The sequence below is a fragment of the Asprobacillus argus genome (assembly GCF_032248395.1).
GTDB lineage: Bacteria > Bacteroidota > Bacteroidia > Flavobacteriales > Flavobacteriaceae > Polaribacter > Polaribacter argus.
This window is the reverse complement of sequence record NZ_JAVTTO010000001.1, coordinates 459224-479905: the sequence shown is the minus strand read 5'-3', so window position 1 is coordinate 479905 and position 20682 is coordinate 459224. Positions and strand designations below refer to the sequence as shown.

The window sequence follows — 20682 nt, the reverse complement described above, 5'->3', positions numbered from 1 at the left end:
TTTGTTATACTAAATTGTGGTCTACTAAATATTCTGCAATCTGAACTGTATTAGTTGCAGCCCCTTTACGGAGGTTGTCAGAAACGATCCACAAATTTAAGGAGTTTTCTTGAGATAGGTCTCGTCGTATTCTCCCAACAAAAACATCATCCTTTCCTTCAGAATAAAAAGGCATCGGATAATTATTATTTTCGATATCATCTTGTACAGTAACGCCGTCTGTTTCAGAGAGTAATTGCTTTACCTCTTTAAGATCAAAGTCATTTTCAAATTCAATATTTACACTTTCAGAATGCCCTCCAACAACAGGGATTCTCACAGCTGTAGCCGTAATGGCAATAGAATCATCTCCTAATATCTTGCGAGTCTCTCTTACGAGCTTCAATTCTTCTTTAGTATATCCATCCTCCTCGAAAACATCGCAATGAGGAATCGCATTTTTATGAATTTGGTGAGGATAAGCCATATCTGCAGTTTCTCCAACAAATTCAGAAGCCAATTGACGTACTGCTTTGACACCAGTTCCAGTAATAGATTGATAGGTAGAAATTACCAGCCTCTTAATCGTATATTTTTTGTGTAACGGCGCCAAGGCAACCACCATTTGTATGGTTGAGCAATTTGGATTTGCAATTATTTTATCCGTTTTAGATAATGCATTTGCATTGATTTCTGGAACCACTAATTTTTTTTCAGGGTGCATACGCCATGCAGATGAGTTGTCAATGACAGTCGTACCAACTTCAGCAAATTTAGGAGCCCATTCTAAAGAAGTCCCTCCACCTGCAGAGAACAGCGCAACATCTGGTTTCATATCCACTGCGTTTTGCATACTCACAATAGTATACGATTTACCGTCATAAATGATCTCTTTACCAACAGATCTTTCTGAAGCTACTGGGATCAATTCAGTAATCGTAAAATCACGTTCTTTAAGCACTTGCAACATGACATTCCCTACCATTCCTGTTGCTCCTACTACTGCTATTCTCATATCCTTATTAAAATTATTATGCAAAGATGATAAAAAATGAAATGGGTTGTTTATTCCAAACGCTAATTATCTGCAAAAATTTAAAATTTTATCGAAATAAAATCAATTGTTGAAATTTAAACGAGATTCAAAAAATATGCTAATTTTGCGGTCAGAAAGACATGATTGTCTAATAATTAAAAATATTGTTTAACTAAATTAGTATAGCATGCAACTGTACAATAAGTTAAGCGCAAAAGAACGCGCTGCATTAATCGATGAGGCAGGGAAAGACCGCCTTACTATTTCATTCTATCAATACTACAAGATAGAAAACCCTCAAATTTTTAGAGACCATCTTTTTTTAAATTGGGACAAACTTGATGTTTTAGGGAGAATATATGTTTCATATGAAGGAATTAACGCTCAATTATCTGTTCCGGCTGAAAACTTTCTGGATTTTAAAGAACATTTAGATAGCATCTCCTTTTTAAATGGAGTGCGATTAAATATTGCCGTGGAGCAAGACAATAAATCTTTTTTAAAGCTGAAAGTTAAGGTTAGAAATAAGATTGTAGCTGATGGGTTGAATGATGATACTTTTGATGTAACGGATAAAGGAATTCATTTAAGTGCAAAAGAGTTCAACGAAATGTTAGCAAACCCAAATACGGTTTGCGTAGACATGAGAAATCACTATGAAAGTGAAATTGGGCATTTTGAAGGCGCTGTGACTCCTGATGTAGATACGTTTAGAGACTCATTGGACATTATTGAAGAAGATCTAAAAGAGCATAAAGAAGATAAAAATCTATTGATGTATTGTACCGGAGGAATTCGTTGCGAAAAGGCATCAGCGTACTACAAACACAAAGGGTTTAAAAATGTTTTTCAGTTAGAAGGAGGGATCATTGAATACACACGTCAGGTCAAGGCAGAAGGTGTTGAAAACAAGTTTATCGGAAAGAATTTTGTTTTTGATCATCGACGAGCAGAACGAATTTCTGAGGACGTTGTTTCGAATTGCCATCAATGTGGAAAGGCTTGTGATACTCATGTGAATTGTGCCAATGAAGCATGTCATTTATTGTTTATTCAATGTGATGACTGTGCTGAAAAAATGGAAAACACATGCTCTACAGATTGTCAGGAAATAATTCATTTATCCTATGAAGAGCAAAAAGAGCTTCGAAAAGGAAAACACAATAGCAATAAAATATTCAAAAAAGGACGATCTGAAGTTCTGAAATATAAAAAGTAAGATCCTTTTTTAGATAAAATTTTTGATTTTCAGTTACCATTAGAATCCGTATATTTACTGATTAAACACATACTCTGAATTTGTGTCAGAGGATCAAGGTTGGTGCTGTGTATCAGCTTGATAATCAGGAATAAGAATTTATAGAAGTGTAAGCTTCTCTAAAAATATACTCAGTTTTATGGGATGTAGTAGTTGTGCTACTGGTAAGGATGGTGTGCCTAAAGGATGTAAGAGCAATGGAAGTTGCGCTACTGGAGGTTGCGAAAAGTTATCAGTATTTGATTGGCTGTCTAATATGACATTGCCAAGCGGTGAAGAAAGATTTAACATTTTTGAAGTTCGTTTTAAGAACGGTCGAAAACACTTTTATAATAATCCAAATAATCTAACCTTATCTATTGGTGATATTGTTGCTGTAGAAGGAAATCCAGGACACGATGTTGGCTCAATTTCTTTGGCAGGAGAACTTGTAAAAGTTCAAATGAAAAAGAGAAAGGTAGCCATTGACAGTGAAGATATCAAAAAGATCTATCGAAAAGCATCTCAAAAGGATATTGATATTTGGCAAAAGGCGAGAGATAAAGAACTCGATACACAAACACGAGGAAGAGAAATTATAAGTCGTCTTGGACTAAAAATGAAACTATCCGATGTAGAATATCAGGGAGATGGAAATAAAGCCACCTTTTATTATACTGCAGATACTAGAGTTGATTTTAGACAGTTGATACGAGACTTGGCTGGTGCATTTTCTATTAGAGTAGAAATGAAACAAGTAGGAGCCAGACAGGAGGCAGCACGCCTTGGAGGGGTTGGTTCTTGTGGTAGAGAATTGTGTTGTTCTACTTGGCTGACAGATTTCAGAAAAGTAACGACTTCAGCGGCAAGATATCAACAGTTGTCCTTAAATCCATTAAAATTAGCAGGACAATGTGGAAAGCTGAAATGTTGCTTAAATTATGAACTCGATACCTATTTAGACGCTCTGGAAGATTTCCCTAAACAGGACAAAGTGCTAAAGACGGAGAAAGGAGATGCGGTCTTTATCAAAATGGATATCTTTAAAGAACATCTTTGGTATACCTACAAAGAAGAACGAGCAAAGTGGTTTAGATTAACACTGGAACAGGTAAAAGAAATTATCGACCTAAATAAAAATAATGAAGTCGGGCTTTCGTTAGATGAATATGAGTCTGAAGTAGAAGAACTCCCTAAGGTAGATTTCGAGAATGTTGTTGGGCAAGATAGTCTTACACGTTTTGATGCACCGAAAAACAGAAGGAGAAGAAATAGAAAAAGACCGAAAAAGAAAGTTGCAGCAGAGAGTAAACAGAAGCCGAGATCAGAAAAGAAACCTATGGTAAAGAATAATAGGTCAAATAGAAACAAGAGAAGGAATAAAAAATCAAATGGAAACAATAATCAGAAAAAGTAATGTCTTTTTAATACTGATACTCGTTGGATTCATTTCTTGTAATTCGGATAATACCATTTTTGATACGTATAAAACATTGGATAATGGTATCTGGAAAGCAGATGATCCAATTGAGTTTAGTTTCTTGATTACAGATACTATTTCTAGGAACAATGTGTTTATCAATCTAAGAAATAATAATGCATATAGTTATAGCAATTTATATGTAATTGCTAACCTTAATTTTCCAGATGGCAGGAAAATTGTTGATACATTGCAATATAGAATGACTGACAATGAAGGAAATTTTCTGGGATCTGGTTTTTCCGAGATCAAAGAGAATAAGTTGTTTTATAAAGAGCAAAAAACATTTCCAATGTCGGGAGAATACAGTGTTTCTATTTGGCAAGCTATGCGGAAAAATGGCGAAATAGATCAAATAAAAGAGTTAAAAGGAATTTCCGATATTGGCCTGAAAATTGAAAAAATAGAGTAAAATGACGAAGAAGAAAAAAACAGGTTACAAAAAGTTTATCAGATGGTTTTGGTCCCTAGCATTGGGAGGTTTTGGAGTATTATTATTACTTTTTTTACTAGCCTCTTGGGGAGTGTTTGGTGCTTTACCTACTTTTGAAGAATTAGAAAACCCAGAAAAAAACTTAGCGACCGAGATTATCTCTTCTGACGGTGTAACCATAGGGAAATACGCTTATGAAAATAGAACACCCGTAAAATATAAAGACTTACCACAAAACTTGGTAAAAGCACTGGTAGCTACTGAAGACGAACGTTTTTATAACCATTCAGGGATAGATTTTAGAGGAACAGCAAGAGCCGTTTTAAAACCTGGAAGTGGAGGAGCCAGTACTATTACGCAGCAATTAGCAAAAATGCTTTTTACGGGAAGAGCTTCTAGAAATATCTTTATGAGAGTTATTCAAAAGATGAAAGAATGGGCTGTAGCTGTAAAACTAGAGAGACAGTATACAAAAGAGGAGATCATAGCTATGTATTTGAATAAATACGATTTTCTGAATCAAGCCGTAGGAATTCGTTCCGCATCAAGAATTTATTTCGGAAAAGAACCCAAAGACCTTAGCATTGAAGAGTCTGCTGTGTTAGTTGGAATGCTTAAAAACTCATCTTTATACAATCCGAGAAGGAGAAAAGCGTTAGTAACGAAAAGACGAAACGTTGTATTAAAACAAATGACACGTAATGAGTTTTTGACAACACCCGAAAAGGACTCGTTGCAAAAACTACCTCTGGAACTAAATTATAAACCTGAAAGCCATAACGACGGATTGGCTACTTACTTTAGAGAATACTTAAGAGACTTCTTAAAACGATGGGTAAAAGAAAACCCTAAACCAAATGGTGAAAAATACAATATTAACAGAGATGGGTTAAAAATATATGTAACCTTAGATTCTAGAATGCAACAATATGCAGAAGAAGCGGTTACTGAACATATTGCGAATCTTCAGAAATTCTTTTATAAAGAACACAAGAAGAACAAGACTGCTCCTTTTTATGATCTCGAACCAGAGCAGATAGATGCCATCTTGCAAAGAGCAAAGAGAAATTCTGATCGTTATAGAAATATGCGAAGGACTAAGAAATATAGTCAAGAGCAAATAGATTCAGCGTTCAATACCAAAACGAAAATGAAGATCTTTTCGTGGAAAGGAGATATAGACACGATCATGACACCTAATGATTCTATAAGACATTACAAGTTTTTCTTACATTCAGGTCTGTTATCTATAGAGCCTCAAACCGGTCATATTAAAGCTTGGGTAGGAGGAATTAATCACAAGCATTTTAAATATGACCATGTACGTCAAGGAAAAAGACAGGTAGGATCTACATTTAAGCCGTTTGTCTATGCAACAGCAATTAATCAGCTACGACTATCTCCTTGCGAAACGTATCCTATTTCACCGTATACAATACCAAAAGGAAAGTATGGAATTCCAGAAGCCTGGACCCCTGACGACTCTGGTAAAATTTATGGAGGTGAGCTTTCGCTAAAAGAAGCGTTAGCACGATCTATAAATACGATGTCTGCAAGATTAATAGATATGGTGAATCCACAGAATGTAGTACGAATGGCAAAATCAGCTGGAATAGAAAGCAGGATACCAGAAGTGCCAGCCATCGCACTGGGAGCGGTAGAACTTTCCTTAATGGAGATGACAAGTGCCTATGCTACATTTGCAAATAAAGGTTTGCGTGTTGAACCAAATATGATCTCTAGAATAGAGGATAAAAATGGTACCGTACTAGCACAATTTACTCCAAAGACAAAGGAGGTGATGAGTGAAGAATCTGCCTATGTGATCTTAGATTTATTAAAAGGAGTAACCATGTTTGGATCCGGAGTGAGATTAAGAACAAAAGATCATTATTATAAAAATATTATTACAGGGTTTCCGTACCAGTTTACAAATCCTATCGCCGGAAAAACCGGAACTACTCAAAATCATACCGATGGTTGGTTTATGGGTGTAGTTCCTAATTTGGCAACAGGAGTGTGGACAGGAGGAGAAGACAATGCAATTCATTTTGAAAATCTAGCTGAAGGCCAAGGAGCAACAATGTCTTTGCCAACATGGGCATTATATATGCGTAAAGTGTATGCCGATAAATCACTGAATATTAGCCAAGAAGATTTTGAAAAACCAGAATTTGTAGGGATCAATTTGAATTGTGGTTTGGAGAAAGATTCGAAGGAAGAAAAGGATAAAAAGATAGATCCTACAAAAGAGGATGATACTGATTTTTGATGCTGTAGATGTCGTTCTGGATTAATTTTCGGAACCGAATAAACAAACAATTATTATGATTAATAAAAAAGTAGATAATGTCCAGATAGCATTAGATGGAGTTGAAAATGGTATGACATTTATGTTAGGAGGATTTGGGTTGAGCGGAATTCCTGAGAATGCCATTGGAGAATTAGTTCGATTGGGAGTGACGAACGTTACTTGCATTTCCAATAATGCGGGAGTCGATGATTTTGGATTAGGACTATTACTCCAAAACAAACAGATCAAAAAGATGATCTCTTCGTATGTTGGTGAGAATGACGAATTTGAAAGGCAAATGCTTTCTGGTGAGTTGGAAGTAGAATTGACGCCACAAGGAACATTAGCCGAAAAATGTAGAGCAGCTCAAGCAGGATTTCCTGCTTTTTATACCCCAGCGGGTTATGGAACTGAAGTGGCCGAAGGAAAAGAAACCAGAGAGTTTGATGGAAAGATGTATGTTCTAGAGCCAGCTTTTAAGGCAAATTTTGCTTTTGTAAAGGCCTGGAAAGGAGATGCGGCTGGAAACTTAATATTCAAAGGAACGGCAAGAAATTTTAATCCTTGTATGTGTGGAGCAGCAACGATTACTGTTGCTGAGGTTGAAGAGCTAGTTCCTGTAGGAGCATTAGACCCGAACCAGATCCATATTCCTGGAATTTTTGTGCAGCGAATTTTCCAAGGAGAAAAATATGAAAAGAGAATAGAACAACGAACCGTAAGACAAAAGAGCTAGTTATGTTGGATAAAAATGGAATTGCGAAAAGGATCGCAAAAGAAGTAAAGAACGGATACTATGTGAATCTAGGGATTGGAATTCCAACGCTGGTAGCTAATTACGTACAAGAAGAACTAGAAGTGGAGTTTCAGAGTGAAAACGGTGTTTTAGGAATGGGGCCTTTCCCTTTTGAAGGAGAAGAAGATCCTGACATCATCAATGCGGGAAAACAAACAATTACAACTATGCCAGGAGCTAGTTTCTTTGATTCGGCTACTAGTTTTTCAATGATTCGTGGAAAACATGTTCACTTGACTATTTTAGGAGCAATGGAAGTAGCAGAGAATGGAGATATTGCGAATTGGAAGATTCCTGGAAAGATGGTTAAAGGAATGGGAGGTGCTATGGACCTGGTCGCTTCTGCGGATAACATTATAGTTGCGATGATGCATACAAACAAAAGAGGCGAATCTAAATTATTGAAGAAGTGTTCTTTGCCTTTAACAGGGGTGGGTTGTGTTACGAAGGTGGTAACCAATTTGGCGGTATTAGAAATTAAGAATAATCAATTTCACCTGTTAGAAAGAGCTCCCGGAGTAAGTATCGAAGATGTTCAAAACGCCACAGAAGGAACGTTGATCATAGATGGTGAAGTTCCCGAAATGAATTTATAATGATGAAATTTACAAAGTATTACTTCCTGATTTTTCCAATTTTGATTGTCATTATTGGGTCAATTATGTATAAACTATTGGGATATGAGCCAACAACGCTTACAATTCTCATCAATATTGGTCTTGCATTTATATTATCGCCAAGAGTAAAGAAATTTGAAACACAAACAGGTGTTCAAGAACAAGTGACATGGTTGTTTTTTAAAAAAACAAAACAAGTAAGTTAAGCGAATATGAAAATAATCTCATACAACGTTAATGGAATTAGAGCTGCCTTAAAAAAGGGTTTTATTGAATGGTTGCAACAAGCAGATCCAGATGTTATCTGTATTCAGGAAACAAAAGCACATAAAGAACAATTGGACGTATCAGAGTTTGAAGATGCAGGATATCCTTATCATTATTGGTTTTCAGCAGAGAAAAAAGGGTATTCCAGTGTAGCCATTTTTTGTAAGACTGAACCTAATCATGTCGAGTATGGCACAGGCATTGAATCGATGGATTTTGAAGGAAGAAATCTTCGTGTAGATTATGATAATGTTTCAGTTATGAGCATGTACCTACCTTCAGGAACCAACGATGCACGTCTCGATTTTAAGTTCAACTATATGGATGAAATACTAGAATATGTAACCGAACTTAGAAAGAAACTTCCAAATTTAGTGGTGTGTGGAGATTATAATATTTGTCATGAAGAAATAGACATCCATAATCCAAAAATGAAAGGTGTTTCCGGGTTTTTACCGGAAGAACGTGAATGGTTAGGGAAATTTATCAATAGTGGATTCATAGATAGTTTTAGATACTTAAACAAAGACCGACAAGAGTTCTCTTGGTGGAGTTACAGAGCAAATTCTAGAGCAAATAACAAAGGTTGGCGTTTAGATTACGCCATGGTAGCAGAACCTTTAAAAGATGCTATCTCTAGAGCCTATATATTGCCGGAAGCAAAACATTCCGATCATTGCCCAATAGTTGTAGAATTAGACATATGATGATGAAAAAAACAATACTCTTATGGTTTCTATGCGTTTCCTGCGCGATAGTTGCACAGACTTCTAAAGATTCTTTGTTGGTTGCTAAAGATTCGATAAAAGAATTGGTGGAGGAAGATTTGTTCTCAGACTTGGATGTTGCACTAATTGATAGCTTAGTGCTAGACGCAAGATTTAATTCACCCTTATACGATACTGTACAATATTTTATTAAAGATATTGATAAAAAAGATGTGTCGTCTATTGCATTAACAGCTGATGTTTTAAAGGAAAGATTGGCGCTCATAGATGCTACAACTCCCTTTCATATAGCTTATAATCCAGCTCTGGAGAAAGTGATTAAGTCCTACTTAAAGTACAGAAGAAAATACTATCCAAACCTTATGGCAAAGGCGGCATATTATTTCCCAATGTTTGAAAAGTATCTAGATCAGTATGATATTCCGTTGGAAATGAAATATTTGGCCATCGTAGAATCAGCGTTAAACCCAAAAGCGAGATCTAGAGTTGGAGCGACAGGGTTATGGCAATTCATGTATCAAACAGGAAAACAATATAAGTTAAAGGTTAGTTCATATGTTGATGAACGTCAAGACCCTATTAAATCGACTATAGCTGCGTGCGAATACTTGTCAAACTTGTATACTATTTTTGGGGATTGGGATCTGGCTTTAGCCGCGTATAATTCAGGCCCAGGGAACGTGTCCAAAGCGATAAGAAGATCTGGAGGGTATAAAAATTACTGGAATATTCGTCCTTTTTTACCTAGAGAGACAGCAGGTTATGTGCCCGCGTTTTACGCAACGATGTATTTATTTACATATGCGAAGGAACACAACTTAGTTAGTAATGCTCCTAAAATACATCATTTTGAGACAGATACCATTCATATAAAAAGAACGGTAAGCTTTGACCAAATAGCAGAAAAAACAGGGATAGATTCCGAGATCATATCTTTTTTGAACCCATCTTACAAATTGGATATTATTCCTTTTATAGAGAATAGAAACTATACGATTACGATTCCTAAGGTTTCTACGGTTGGGTTTTTGAAAGTTGAGAAAGAGTTGTATTCATTAGCCGATGAAGACGATGCCAAAAGAGAAAAACCTTTACCAAGGTACTTTGAAATGGATAAAAGAATCCGTTACAGAGTTCGGAATGGGGATTATCTAGGTAAGATTGCGAATAGGTTTGGAGTACGTGTGAGTCAGATTAAAAAATGGAATGGGCTAAGAAGCAATCGACTTAGAATTGGGCAACGATTGAGTATTTATCCAAAAAGAATTCGGATTCCAAAATCGAGTAAAAAGATAACGTCAAAAAAGGCGCCTAAAGGGAGCCCAATCATTTATGTAGTTAAAAAAGGGGACTCGCTTTGGACCATCGCAAAGAAATTTAAATCAGTTTCTATAAACCAAATTAAAGAATGGAACAATATTTGGAGTGCTAAAAGCATAAAACCAGGAACTAAATTAAAAATATTTAAAAGCTAACCATTATGAGAATAATTACCATACTCTGCATTTCTCTATTCCTTACTTCTTGTATAGGAAATGATTCATATGTATTACCAGCATCTGTAGGAAGAATAAACAAGGTCTTAGTTGTGGTAAAAGGGAGTTTATGGGCAGGCGAAGTTGGAGATGAGATTAGAAAATCTCTTAGCGAACTGCAAGTCGGGTTGCCGCAATCTGAACCCATTTTATCGTTAGCACAAGTAGCGCCAAGCGGTTTTTCTAGTATGATGAGAAAAACGCGGAACATTTTAGTGATAGAAGAAGGAGATTCGATACACGTAAATGCTCTAAAGAGTAAATATGCAAGCCCTCAGACAATAGTTTACCTTTCAGCAAAAGATAAAGAAGGGATTAAACAAGTTGTCAAAGAAAGAGCAAAAGAGATTATTGATATCTTCAGAGAATCAGATATTCGTCAGACTCAAAAGATTTTTCGAGCTAAAAAGTTGGACGATTCAGAGTATAAAACATTTAAGAATCTAAGTATATCACTCACAATCCCTAAGGAATTTAAAACGGTTGATGATACTGGTGAATTTCTTTGGTTAAGACAACACTTGCGAAGTGGGATTGCTCGAGGAGCGGGAAATAATAACATTTTGGTATATGCTCTTCCGCTTAAGGATGTAGCAACGATGAGAGATGACATCTCGGCAATGAGAGATTCTATAGGAGAAAAATATATTCCAGGAGCGAGAGAGGGTATGTATATGATTACGGAAAAAGCTTACGCACCACATACTTATGATGTTGAACTGAATGGATTTAAAGCATATGAAACACGTGGGAAATGGGAAGTGAAAAATGCTTTTATGGCCGGGCCATTTATTAATTACTCTATTATAGATGAGAAAAATGATAGACTGTTAGTTGTAGAAGGTTTTACCTATGCACCATCAGTAAATAAACGTGAGTTTTTATTTGAACTAGAAGCTATCGCAAAATCTATAGTCATCAATTAAAATACCAATATAAATAACAAAAGCCGGAACAAAAAGTTTCGGCTTTTTTTGTATATATCAGTAAATCAAAATGTTATTTTGGTATATTTGAGTATTAACCAAAACAATTTTAATCATGGAAATGAACTTTTTAATTCTTGCACTTGCCGCTTTGGTACCTTTGGTAATGGGATTCATTTGGTACGGTCCTATGTTGTTTCAAAAAGCATGGATGAAACAAATGGGATTCACAGAAGAGTCTATGAAGGGAAGTAATATGGGGCTTATATTTTTTCTAAGCTATGTTTTCAGCTTTATGCTCGCTTTTTTCGTACAGTTTATTGTTATCCATCAGATGGGGGCATATTCTAGTATGCTTGAATCTGGGGCGACAGAATTAGCAGGTGCTAGTTTAGCAGATTTTGAAGCTTTTATGGCAAAATATGGAGCTAACTATAGAACTTTTAAGCATGGTGTATTACATGGCGTTCTAGCAGGAATAGGCTTAGTACTCCCTGTATTAGCAACACAAGCAATGTTTGAGAAAAAAACAGTAAAGTATGTAGCAATTAATGCTGGATATTGGATTGTAACGATTGCTTTAATGGGAGGAATTATCTGCCAATGGGGATAATTAAACATTCATTATAAGTTAAAAAAAGCTTCGCATGTGCGAAGCTTTTTTTAATATCCTATTTTGTTTCTTACTCTCTTAAGTACCTCGCTAGCAACTACTCTTGCTTTACCTGATCCAATAGCAAGTGCCTCATCTATTTCATGTTTATTTTCCATGAAATGGGTATACTTTTCTCGCACGAAAGCAAACTTGTCCAGAATCAATTCGTATAGTTCCTGCTTAGCATGCCCATAACCATAATTACCTCCTTCATATTTGATTCTCATTTCCTTAATTTGAGCATCGGATGCCATTAACTTATAAAGAGCAAATACATTATCTGTGTCCGGGTTTTTTGGTTCTTCCAAAGGAGTACTATCTGTTTTTATAGACATAATCTGCTTTCGCAGTTTTTTATCTGTTAAAAAGATATTGATCGTGTTATCTCTGGATTTACTCATTTTTTGACCATCCGTTCCTGGAACCAATTTTGTATGCTCTTGCACTTTTGCAACTGGCGGAACCAAGGTGTCGCCAATCACATGATTAAATCGATTAGCAACATCTCTGGTCATTTCTAAATGTTGTAATTGATCCTTCCCTACAGGCACAATTTCTGCATCGTACAGCAATATATCTGCTGCCATTAACATTGGGTAGGTAAATAGACCAGAATTTACATCTTCCAAACGGTCGGCTTTATCCTTAAAACTATGTGCTAAAGTTAATCTTTGGTACGGAAAAAAACAGCTCAAATACCATGTAAGTTCCGTTACTTCTGGGATGTCACTTTGTCTATAAAATACTGTCTTAGAAATATCTAACCCGCAAGCCAGCCAAGTGGCGGCAGTGCTGTACGTGTTTTCTCTCAATACATTTCCTTCTTTGATCTGTGTTAAGGAATGCATATCTGCAATAAACAAAAAAGATTCATTTTTAGGATTATTTGCCATTTCAATAGCTGGTAAAATGGCTCCTAACAAATTTCCTAAGTGTGGGGTTCCTGTGCTCTGAACACCCGTTAAAATTCTAGACATTTGATATATTTTCAGAGCAAAAATACAGATTTCGTTAGTATAATCAATCAAACAAAAGAATATTACTACATTCGTATTTATGAGATACCTAAAAATACCTTTTTTATTGGTATGGCGGCTTTGGTTTTACCTGTTATTGGTAATTACTATTTTTGCAATGATACCAGTGTTATTGGTATTAACGGCTAAAGAGAGTTACTATGCCACGTTTTGGAAGCTAGTAAGAGGATGGTCCTTTCTTTTGATATATGGCATGGGGTTTAGGTTAAAGGTTGATGAAGCTCAGAAGCTTGATAGGAACAAGAGTTATATGTTTTGCCCTAATCATGCATCTTTAATGGACCCCTTTGTATTGATTGCAATTTCTAAAAACCCCATTGTTTTTGTAGGAAAAAAGGAGCTTGTCAAGATCCCTATTTTTGGCTTTTTCTATAAAAGAGTTGTAATCATGGTAGATCGAAGTAGTCATACTAGCCGTAAAAGAGTCTATGAAAGAGCTAGAAAAAAATTGAAAGACGGAGTGAGTATAGGAATCTTCCCAGAAGGAGGTGTTCCTGATGATCATATTGTATTAGGCCCTTTTAAAAATGGAGCCTTCAACTTGGCAATTGAACATCAAATACCTATTGTCCCACAGACGTATTTCGACAATAAGAGATTGTTTTCTTGGGATGTTTTAAGAGGAGGTATGGGAACACTGAGAGTGAAACAACACCAGTTTATAGAAACAAATGATAGCGCTATTTCAGAAATGAAATCGTTAAGAGATCAAACCTTTGAGGTTATATATAATGAATTAAGTAAAGATGAGTTATATATGAAAGACACCAATCAATTTTATGAAAGAAAAGATCATTCATAGATATAGCAAAACAGAAGAGTTCTTAAATATTGCAACACATGGCTTAGGATTGCTTTTAAGTGTTGTTGCATTGCCTTTTTTGATCATTAGGTCATTTAATTTTGATGGATTTTTGAAGCCATTTAGTTTTATTGTCTACGGTTGTAGTCTTATTATATTGTATGCGGCATCCACTTTTTATCATGCAGCTAAGCAAGATAAGTTGAGAAGAAGGTTAAATATTTTCGATCACGCAGCAATTTATGTGCTTATAGCAGGAACTTATACGCCTTTTACAATTATCGTTTTGGAAGGGGCTACAGGGTGGGTTATTTTTGGGTTGACCTGGTTTTTTGCATTAACAGGGATTATTTTGAAACTATTCTTTACAGGTAAATACGATAGGCTATCCACGATCATGTATGTATTGATGGGATGGCAGATTGTATTTGCAATCAAGCCATTGTTAAATAGCTTACCAACCGAAGGGCTTCAGTTGTTAATATGGGGAGGTGTTTTTTATACTGTAGGAGCCATCTTATATTCGATTAAGAAAATTCCCTATAATCATGCTATATTCCATGTCTTTGTTTTATTAGGAAGTGCAAGCCATTTTCTATGCATTTACTACCACATTTCTTAGCCAAATATTAGCGAAAAGGAACATTTGTATATATAGAAAACTAATTATATATTTGCTGTACTAAACATATGTTAATTATTTAACAGGCGTTTGGTAATTTATAAATCTTATTTTAGGGGGTAGGTTTATTAAATTTCCTCGAACTTTCGTTCGAGGTTTTTTTATGCCCAATTATTAAAGGGATTTTTATACAGGTTGGAATTATAATATTTCTCTATTCCCGTTACTTCTTCGCCTAACCAACTAGGTTTTTTAAACGTTTCCTTTTCATTACTTACCTCTATTTCGGCTATAAGCAAACCAATATTTTCGCCAAGAAATTCATCTACTTCAAAAACAAGATGTTCGTTACGAACATAATGGCGATATTTCTCAATAACTCCATTTTCGCTGAGTTGCAATAATGATATCGCTTCTTTAGCATCAATTTCTTTTTCCCACTCTAATCGACTTGTACCAGAATCATTAGAGATACCTTTAATGGTCAGATACCCCTTGTCGTCGATAAGCCGAACTCTAACCACTCGATGCTTATCTGAATTTAAAAAGCCTTGCCTAATATGAGATCTTTTATATGCCTCTTTCTTAAAAGAGGTATCCCTAACTAAAAACTTTCGTTCAATCTCGAGTTCCATACAAATGACTTGAATTTTGTACTAATGTATAGGTTTTATCGTTATTATGACAATAAATAAATATATTTGATACTTAGATTCCATAGATGAAAAAAGCTGTATTCTTTCTTGCTATTTTGTATTCCACTCTAGTGTCTGCTCAAGTAGATTATAGCAGTTCTTGGGAAGACTTCTTTTCTTACAATAATGTGAAGGATTTTGAGAAAATAGGAGAGACTATTTACGCACTATCGGACAATGGTGTTTTCATTTACAATACAACCACTCAAGAGACGCAAAAACTATCTTCTGTGCAAGGACTTTCTGGAGAGACTACTTCAGCGATTCATTACAATGAGTCATTTAATAGATTAGTCATTGGTTATGAGAATGGACTTATTGAAGTCGTAGATCAAGATGGGTCTATTAGTATTTCTGCAGATATTGTAAATTTCAACCAATCTGGAGAGAAAAGAATCAATCATATATCTGAATTTAATGATAAACTCTATTTGTCAACCCCGTTTGCGGTAGTGGTATATGATATAGACAGATTGGAATTTGGAGATACGTATTTTATTGGGAACAATTCAACGGCAGTAAAAATCAATGAAACAATCGTCTTTAATGATGTTATTTATGCGGCTACAGAGAATGGAATTTATAGAGCTGATGTCTCAAACCCGAATTTGATAGATTTTAATAATTGGGAACTCCGATTTCCAGGAAATTATACTCATATAAGTGCTTTCAATAATAGATTGTTTAGTGTAAGGGGTAATGACATATATGAAATAAATGGAGCCGCAATTAATGTGGTACGATCATTTTTGGAACCGATTATTGGATTTAAGGTTTCTAGTTCCAATATAGCCGTTTCACTAAGTACTTCAGCTTCCTTTTTAGATGTTGGTTTGAATCAGGTATTGCAGGTAACTGCGAATGCCCCTTTTGAATATAATCTCAACAATGCGCTAGCAGTAGACAATACGTTCTTCTTAGCTACGAAAGAGTTTGGAATTTTATCGGCAGCTTTTTCAAATGCTACAAACTTAACCGAAATACATCCGGAAGGTCCCATTACGAATGATGTATTTTCGATACAAGCACAGGAGAATCATTTATGGGTTGTTTATGGAGGATATACACCAACATTTGCTCCAACAAATGAACGCAAAGGATTTAGCCATTATAATGGAGAAAATTGGACTACGGTAAACTATTCAGATACGCAGCCTTTTCCAGATATGGTGGATATCACTATAGATCCTACTAATCCAGAAAAAGTATTTATTAGCTGTTTTAATGAAACTCAAAATGTAGATGACATTCGAACTGCTGGTTTGATAACTGTTGAAAATGACGCCGTTACTAATTTTTATAATCACATCAATAGTGGATTAGAAGATTTGAGAGCTACAAATCCGACGGCAACATCTGTACGAGTTAGTAGCTCTGCATTTGATCGTCAGGGAAACCTTTGGATGACCAATATTGATACGCCGCAAGAATTAAAGAAGTTTTCTTCTGGTGGAGCCTGGTCTGGGTTTGATATAAGTAGTATTAAGGAAGTAGACGCTTTTGGTTTGACGGAAGTTGCTATAGATCGAAACAATAGTGTGTGGATTGGGTCTAGAAGAGATGGAGCGTTGGTTTTCAATGAAAATGGGAACAGGATGAGAGCTTTAACCACCCAAGCAACCAGAGGAAGTTTACCAAATGCAAACGTTAGAACAATTGCTGTCGATAGAAACAATAGAATTTGGATAGGAACACTTTCTGGATTAGTTATTTTTAATAACGCCAGTGGACTATTTGATGCGGATGTATATGATGCAAACCCGATTATTATCTTGGATGATGGAATACCAAGAAGGTTATTAGGAGACCAAACGGTAAATTCTATTGTGGTAGATGGAGCGGATAATAAATGGCTGGGAACAGATAATGGAGGTGTTATTTACACGAATCCAAATGGGCAAACAACGTTAGCTAATTTTAGCACACAAAATTCGCCACTACCTTCCAATAAGATTATAAAAATTACCGTTGATGATTCAACAGGAAAAGTGTTTTTTGCAACTGATAAAGGAGTTGTAGCCTATAAAAGTAACGTGGCACCTTTTGGAGATACATTGGGAGATGTATATGCATACCCTAACCCGGCGTTAAAGAATCATGCTACAGTGACCATAGATGGAAGAAATGGGACGCATTTACCTAAAGGAACGAACGTAAAGATCTTAGATGTCGCTGGACATTTAGTATACGAGACCAATGTTGTAGAAGGGCAAGAATTGCAAGGAGGAAAAGTAGTTTGGAATAAAACCAATTTAGCTGGGAAAAAAGTAGCTTCTGGAATTTATATAGTGTTGCTTTCTAACGATGATGCAACCGAGACATCTTTCACAAAAATTGCTATTGTAAATTAATGGCTTTGCTTACTACAAAGGCGATAGTTATTGGTGTCATAAAATATAGTGACACTAGCTTAATAGCGAAGTTGTATACAGAGTCTGATGGTTTAAAGAGTTACATGCTTAAAGGGATTCTGAAGTCAAAAAAAGGAAAGTTAAAACCAGCGTATTTTCAACCATTAACATTACTGAACATTACCGCAAGCCATAATGCGAAGGGTAGACTCAATACAATAAGAGATACACATGTTCAATATCCTAGTATCTCAATTTACAAAAATGTAATAAAGCAATCCATAGTATTATTCTTATCAGAAATTTTATCAAGCAGTATTCAAGAAGAAGAGCCTAACCCACGTCTATATGAATTTTTAGAGAATGCCATCTATTGGCTGGATAATCATGACAAAGTTTCAAATTTCCACCTCTTGTTTTTATTGAACTTAACAAAATTTCTAGGATTCTATCCAGATGTATCAGATAATGGTAAAAATGGATTTAATCTCATTGAAGGAATTTTTACCGATCTTACAAATGCAAATGACACTATTTCAGGAGAAAAATTAATACAGTTTAAACGGCTGTTAGGCATAGATTTTGATAGTGTAGAGAACATATTATTTCACAAAAGTGAAAGACAGTTAATTTTGCAAATTATAATTCGATATTTTGAATTACATTTGGACGGTTTTAAAAAACCAAAATCGTTAAACATTTTAGAAGCAGTATTTAGTTGATGAGGTTAGTAGTTTATGTAGTCTTTTTTTTATTTTGTTTATCCGGATATAGCCAACAAGTCAAGGTTCTCGATAAGGAAACAGGGAAGCCAATTTACAATGTTACCGTCTTTAATGAATCCAAATCATTTAGTTCTACTACGGATAAAGATGGAGTTATAGATATTTCAACCGCTAAAAACGAGGATGTTTTAATATTCTCTCACATATCGTATGCATTATATAGGATAAAAAAATCTCGTATAGATCTGCGTAAAAATGTGGTGTTCTTAACGAAAGAGTCCGAGCAGTTAGACGAGGTGGTATTGTCTGTTTTCAAAAGCAAGAATAAGGTGGCTAGAATCGCAGAGCAGATTGCGGTATTAACAAAGGGAGAGATTCAACAAGTATCTCCTCAGACTTCGGCCGATTTGTTAGCGTCGGTTCCTGGAATAAAGGTGCAGAAATCTCAATTTGGAGGAGGAAGCCCTGTCTTAAGAGGAATGGAGTCGAACCGAGTACTACTTGTGGTAGATGGTGTTAGAATGAACAATGCGATCTATAGAAAGGGACATTTGCAAAACTCCATAACGATTTCGCCAAACCAGTTAGACAGAACAGAAATTGTATTTGGACCGTCTTCCGTGATTTACGGTTCTGATGCATTAGGTGGAGTGATTCACTATTATACAAAAACACCTAGTCTTTCTGAGGAAGAAGAGGTGAAAAGCAGTTTTTTCTCGAGGTTTTCATCTGTGAACAATGAAATAACAACGAATGTTTCTGCAGAATTGAGCTTCGAAAAATGGGCTTCTTTTACCAGTATTACGTATAGCGATTTTGGAGACCTAAAAATGGGAAAGAATAGATCACATGGTTTTGCAAACTGGGGTAAAGTATTTGAGTACTCTGAAAATACCAGCAGCTTTTATAGTGCAAATCCAGCAGTAAATTCTGATTTTGATCTGCAAAGGAATACGGGGTATAATCAAACAGATGTATTGCAAAAATTCTATGTTCCTTTAAGCAAAAAAACAGATCTGAAATTGAATTTTCAGTATTCAACGTCTTCAGATGTTCCGAGGTTTGATCGATTAACAGAACTTTCTTCTGGTACTTTGAAGTTCGCTGAGTGGTATTATGGTCCTCAGCAACGTTTGTTACTTTCTTCACAATTAGATGTGAACACGAATAAAAGCTGGATGAAAAAAGCCACTTTTACAGCAGCGTATCAAAATATAAAAGAATCGAGAATACAAAGAAGGTTTAATAGTTTAGATAGGAGCTATAGAGAAGAAGAAGTAGATGTGTTTAGCTTGAACGGAGATTTTCTGGTTCCATTAACTGAAGATAATAGACGTCATTTAACCTACGGTTTTGAGTTCGCATATAACGATGTGCACTCAAATGCTTTTGGAAGAACATTAGCTGTTTCTGGAAATAGTGTTGTAGGGTCTTTAAATGATTTTACGGTGCAATCGCGTTATCCCGATGGTGGAAGTAGTTATACAAGTACTGCACTATATGCGGGATACAGACAAGATATAAGTGATTTCTCTACGCTGAATTTTGGTGCAAGATTTACGCATACACATTTAGAGGCCAAATGGATCGATCAAACATTTATCACTTTACCACAAACAGACATTACACTGGATAACTCAGCTGCGACTGCAACCGTTGGATATGTATATAAGCCAAATAAGAACTGGCAAATAAATAGTGTAATTTCATCCGGTTTTAGGTCACCAAATATTGATGATGTAGGAAGAGTAAGAGAGAAAAGCGGAAATGTGACCGTGCCAAACATGAATGTAAAGCCAGAATTTGCATATAACGCGGAGGTAGGTGTTCAGAAATACTTTAATGACAGAAAATTTAAAGTGAGCGGAGTGGTATACTATACTTTGTTGGATAATTATATTATCCGAGATCATTTTACTGTTAACGGTAGTTCAACCATATTATATGATGGAGAACTTGGGAATGTAGTAGCAAACCAAAATCGGAACACAGCTTATATAACAGGGTTTACAGCAAGCTATCAAGGAAAAATTTCAAATAGATTCAGTACTTCGGGGTCTATCACTTTTACTGAAGGAAAAGCATACGATACTGGCGAGCCTTTATCATCTATTCCTCCATTATTTGGACAGTTTGATGTACGCTACAAATATGATAGTAAAATAGAGATTGGTGCAAACTTGAGATTTAATGCTAAAAAAGATATTACAGACTTTAATATTACAGAAGGAATAGACAATCATGATCTTACGCCGATTGTAGATGAAAATGCGACCAATGAGCTAGATAAGTATTTTGGATCCCCTTCATGGGTTACTCTTGGTGTAAATGGAAGATATATTGCTAATAATAATTGGACTTTTCAAGGTAGTATTGATAATATTTTTGATCAGCATTATAGAGAGTTTGCTTCAGGAATCTCTGCTCCCGGTAGAAACTTTTCGTTCTCGGTAATTGCTAATTTTTAA

Annotated in this window: 19 protein-coding genes; 16 read left to right on the top strand and 3 right to left on the bottom strand. The window is 35.5% G+C overall.

Translation table 11 applies throughout. From position 1 onward, the window contains the following. Positions 1 to 4: 4 nt before the first annotated feature. Complete coding sequence (locus RQM59_RS02120; RefSeq protein WP_349240407.1) at positions 5 to 994, bottom strand: aspartate-semialdehyde dehydrogenase; 990 nt, start codon at positions 992 to 994, stop codon at positions 5 to 7. 208 nt (positions 995 to 1202) lie between these two features. On the opposite strand from RQM59_RS02120, the gene trhO reads away from it, so the two are divergent. The 11 genes from trhO (at position 1203) to RQM59_RS02065 (ending at position 11940) form a co-directional block, all read left to right on the top strand. After that, positions 1203 to 2234, top strand: a complete 1032-nt coding sequence (gene trhO, locus RQM59_RS02115; protein ID WP_349240406.1) for an oxygen-dependent tRNA uridine(34) hydroxylase TrhO — start codon at positions 1203 to 1205, stop codon at positions 2232 to 2234. Positions 2235 to 2412: 178 nt separating this feature from the next. Further along, entirely contained in the window at positions 2413 to 3669 is a 1257-nt protein-coding gene (locus RQM59_RS02110; protein WP_349240405.1) for a PSP1 domain-containing protein, read from the top strand. Further along, positions 3644 to 4144, top strand: a complete 501-nt coding sequence (locus tag RQM59_RS02105) for a gliding motility lipoprotein GldH (RefSeq protein ID WP_349240404.1) — start codon at positions 3644 to 3646, stop codon at positions 4142 to 4144. Before RQM59_RS02110 ends, RQM59_RS02105 begins: the two co-directional genes overlap by 26 nt. A 1-nt stretch (position 4145) precedes the next feature. Continuing rightward, complete coding sequence (locus RQM59_RS02100) at positions 4146 to 6437, top strand: transglycosylase domain-containing protein (RefSeq protein ID WP_349240403.1); 2292 nt, start codon at positions 4146 to 4148, stop codon at positions 6435 to 6437. A gap of 55 nt (positions 6438 to 6492) precedes the next feature. Then, a complete protein-coding gene (locus RQM59_RS02095; RefSeq protein WP_349240402.1) occupies positions 6493 to 7194 on the top strand; it encodes a CoA transferase subunit A in 702 nt (233 codons plus the stop codon). A gap of 2 nt (positions 7195 to 7196) precedes the next feature. Beyond that, positions 7197 to 7850 carry a 3-oxoacid CoA-transferase subunit B gene (locus RQM59_RS02090; protein ID WP_349240401.1) on the top strand — a complete coding sequence of 218 codons (654 nt, stop codon included), beginning with the start codon at positions 7197 to 7199 and terminating at the stop codon, positions 7848 to 7850. After that, a complete protein-coding gene (locus tag RQM59_RS02085; RefSeq protein ID WP_349240400.1) occupies positions 7850 to 8077 on the top strand; it encodes a hypothetical protein in 228 nt (75 codons plus the stop codon). Before RQM59_RS02090 ends, RQM59_RS02085 begins: the two co-directional genes overlap by 1 nt. Positions 8078 to 8083: 6 nt before the next feature. Then, positions 8084 to 8845 (top strand): exodeoxyribonuclease III, encoded by a 762-nt coding sequence (locus RQM59_RS02080; protein WP_349240399.1) that lies wholly within the window; start codon positions 8084 to 8086, stop codon positions 8843 to 8845. Then, complete coding sequence (locus RQM59_RS02075) at positions 8842 to 10341, top strand: lytic transglycosylase domain-containing protein (protein WP_349240398.1); 1500 nt, start codon at positions 8842 to 8844, stop codon at positions 10339 to 10341. Before RQM59_RS02080 ends, RQM59_RS02075 begins: the two co-directional genes overlap by 4 nt. Before the next feature lie 5 nt (positions 10342 to 10346). Further along, entirely contained in the window at positions 10347 to 11327 is a 981-nt protein-coding gene (locus RQM59_RS02070) for a DUF4837 family protein (protein WP_349240397.1), read from the top strand. 115 nt (positions 11328 to 11442) lie between these two features. Next, a complete protein-coding gene (locus tag RQM59_RS02065; RefSeq protein ID WP_349240396.1) occupies positions 11443 to 11940 on the top strand; it encodes a DUF1761 domain-containing protein in 498 nt (165 codons plus the stop codon). Positions 11941 to 11990: 50 nt separating this feature from the next. On the opposite strand, the gene trpS is transcribed toward RQM59_RS02065, so the two are convergent. Then, entirely contained in the window at positions 11991 to 12959 is a 969-nt protein-coding gene (gene trpS, locus RQM59_RS02060) for a tryptophan--tRNA ligase (protein ID WP_349240395.1), read from the bottom strand. Between the two features lie 79 nt (positions 12960 to 13038). Here trpS and RQM59_RS02055 point away from each other — a divergent pair, with 79 nt between their 5' ends. Next, on the top strand, positions 13039 to 13821 hold the full coding sequence (locus RQM59_RS02055) for a lysophospholipid acyltransferase family protein (protein ID WP_349240394.1): 783 nt from the start codon (positions 13039 to 13041) through the stop codon (positions 13819 to 13821). Beyond that, entirely contained in the window at positions 13799 to 14443 is a 645-nt protein-coding gene (gene trhA, locus RQM59_RS02050) for a PAQR family membrane homeostasis protein TrhA (RefSeq protein WP_349240393.1), read from the top strand. The genes RQM59_RS02055 and trhA overlap by 23 nt, the downstream gene beginning before the upstream one ends. A gap of 161 nt (positions 14444 to 14604) precedes the next feature. On the opposite strand, the gene RQM59_RS02045 is transcribed toward trhA, so the two are convergent. Beyond that, entirely contained in the window at positions 14605 to 15078 is a 474-nt protein-coding gene (locus tag RQM59_RS02045) for a CYTH domain-containing protein (RefSeq protein ID WP_349240392.1), read from the bottom strand. An 86-nt stretch (positions 15079 to 15164) separates the two neighbouring features. Here RQM59_RS02045 and porZ point away from each other — a divergent pair, with 86 nt between their 5' ends. The 3 genes from porZ to RQM59_RS02030 are packed head-to-tail and all read left to right on the top strand — an operon-like array spanning position 15165 to position 20682. Next, positions 15165 to 17489: a type IX secretion system anionic LPS delivery protein PorZ gene (porZ, locus tag RQM59_RS02040; RefSeq protein ID WP_349240391.1), complete on the top strand. Its 2325-nt coding sequence runs from the start codon at positions 15165 to 15167 to the stop codon at positions 17487 to 17489. Beyond that, positions 17489 to 18211 carry a DNA repair protein RecO gene (gene recO / locus RQM59_RS02035; RefSeq protein WP_349240390.1) on the top strand — a complete coding sequence of 241 codons (723 nt, stop codon included), beginning with the start codon at positions 17489 to 17491 and terminating at the stop codon, positions 18209 to 18211. The genes porZ and recO overlap by 1 nt, the downstream gene beginning before the upstream one ends. Next, positions 18211 to 20682, top strand: coding sequence for a TonB-dependent receptor (locus tag RQM59_RS02030; protein ID WP_349240389.1), 2472 nt, complete (start codon positions 18211 to 18213; stop codon positions 20680 to 20682). Before recO ends, RQM59_RS02030 begins: the two co-directional genes overlap by 1 nt.

Bases quoted from the DNA above. Each gene is read 5' to 3' on its own strand.
- RQM59_RS02120 (WP_349240407.1), bottom strand. From the start codon at position 994: ATGAGAATAGCAGTAGTAGGAGCAACAGGAATGGTAGGGAATGTCATG.
- trhO (WP_349240406.1), top strand. From the start codon at position 1,203: ATGCAACTGTACAATAAGTTAAGCGCAAAAGAACGCGCTGCATTAATC.
- RQM59_RS02110 (WP_349240405.1), top strand. From the start codon at position 2,413: ATGGGATGTAGTAGTTGTGCTACTGGTAAGGATGGTGTGCCTAAAGGA.
- RQM59_RS02105 (WP_349240404.1), top strand. From the start codon at position 3,644: ATGGAAACAATAATCAGAAAAAGTAATGTCTTTTTAATACTGATACTC.
- RQM59_RS02100 (WP_349240403.1), top strand. From the start codon at position 4,146: ATGACGAAGAAGAAAAAAACAGGTTACAAAAAGTTTATCAGATGGTTT.
- RQM59_RS02095 (WP_349240402.1), top strand. From the start codon at position 6,493: ATGATTAATAAAAAAGTAGATAATGTCCAGATAGCATTAGATGGAGTT.
- RQM59_RS02090 (WP_349240401.1), top strand. From the start codon at position 7,197: ATGTTGGATAAAAATGGAATTGCGAAAAGGATCGCAAAAGAAGTAAAG.
- RQM59_RS02085 (WP_349240400.1), top strand. From the start codon at position 7,850: ATGATGAAATTTACAAAGTATTACTTCCTGATTTTTCCAATTTTGATT.
- RQM59_RS02080 (WP_349240399.1), top strand. From the start codon at position 8,084: ATGAAAATAATCTCATACAACGTTAATGGAATTAGAGCTGCCTTAAAA.
- RQM59_RS02075 (WP_349240398.1), top strand. From the start codon at position 8,842: ATGATGATGAAAAAAACAATACTCTTATGGTTTCTATGCGTTTCCTGC.
- RQM59_RS02070 (WP_349240397.1), top strand. From the start codon at position 10,347: ATGAGAATAATTACCATACTCTGCATTTCTCTATTCCTTACTTCTTGT.
- RQM59_RS02065 (WP_349240396.1), top strand. From the start codon at position 11,443: ATGGAAATGAACTTTTTAATTCTTGCACTTGCCGCTTTGGTACCTTTG.
- trpS (WP_349240395.1), bottom strand. From the start codon at position 12,959: ATGTCTAGAATTTTAACGGGTGTTCAGAGCACAGGAACCCCACACTTA.
- RQM59_RS02055 (WP_349240394.1), top strand. From the start codon at position 13,039: ATGAGATACCTAAAAATACCTTTTTTATTGGTATGGCGGCTTTGGTTT.
- trhA (WP_349240393.1), top strand. From the start codon at position 13,799: ATGAAAGAAAAGATCATTCATAGATATAGCAAAACAGAAGAGTTCTTA.
- RQM59_RS02045 (WP_349240392.1), bottom strand. From the start codon at position 15,078: ATGGAACTCGAGATTGAACGAAAGTTTTTAGTTAGGGATACCTCTTTT.
- porZ (WP_349240391.1), top strand. From the start codon at position 15,165: ATGAAAAAAGCTGTATTCTTTCTTGCTATTTTGTATTCCACTCTAGTG.
- recO (WP_349240390.1), top strand. From the start codon at position 17,489: ATGGCTTTGCTTACTACAAAGGCGATAGTTATTGGTGTCATAAAATAT.
- RQM59_RS02030 (WP_349240389.1), top strand. From the start codon at position 18,211: ATGAGGTTAGTAGTTTATGTAGTCTTTTTTTTATTTTGTTTATCCGGA.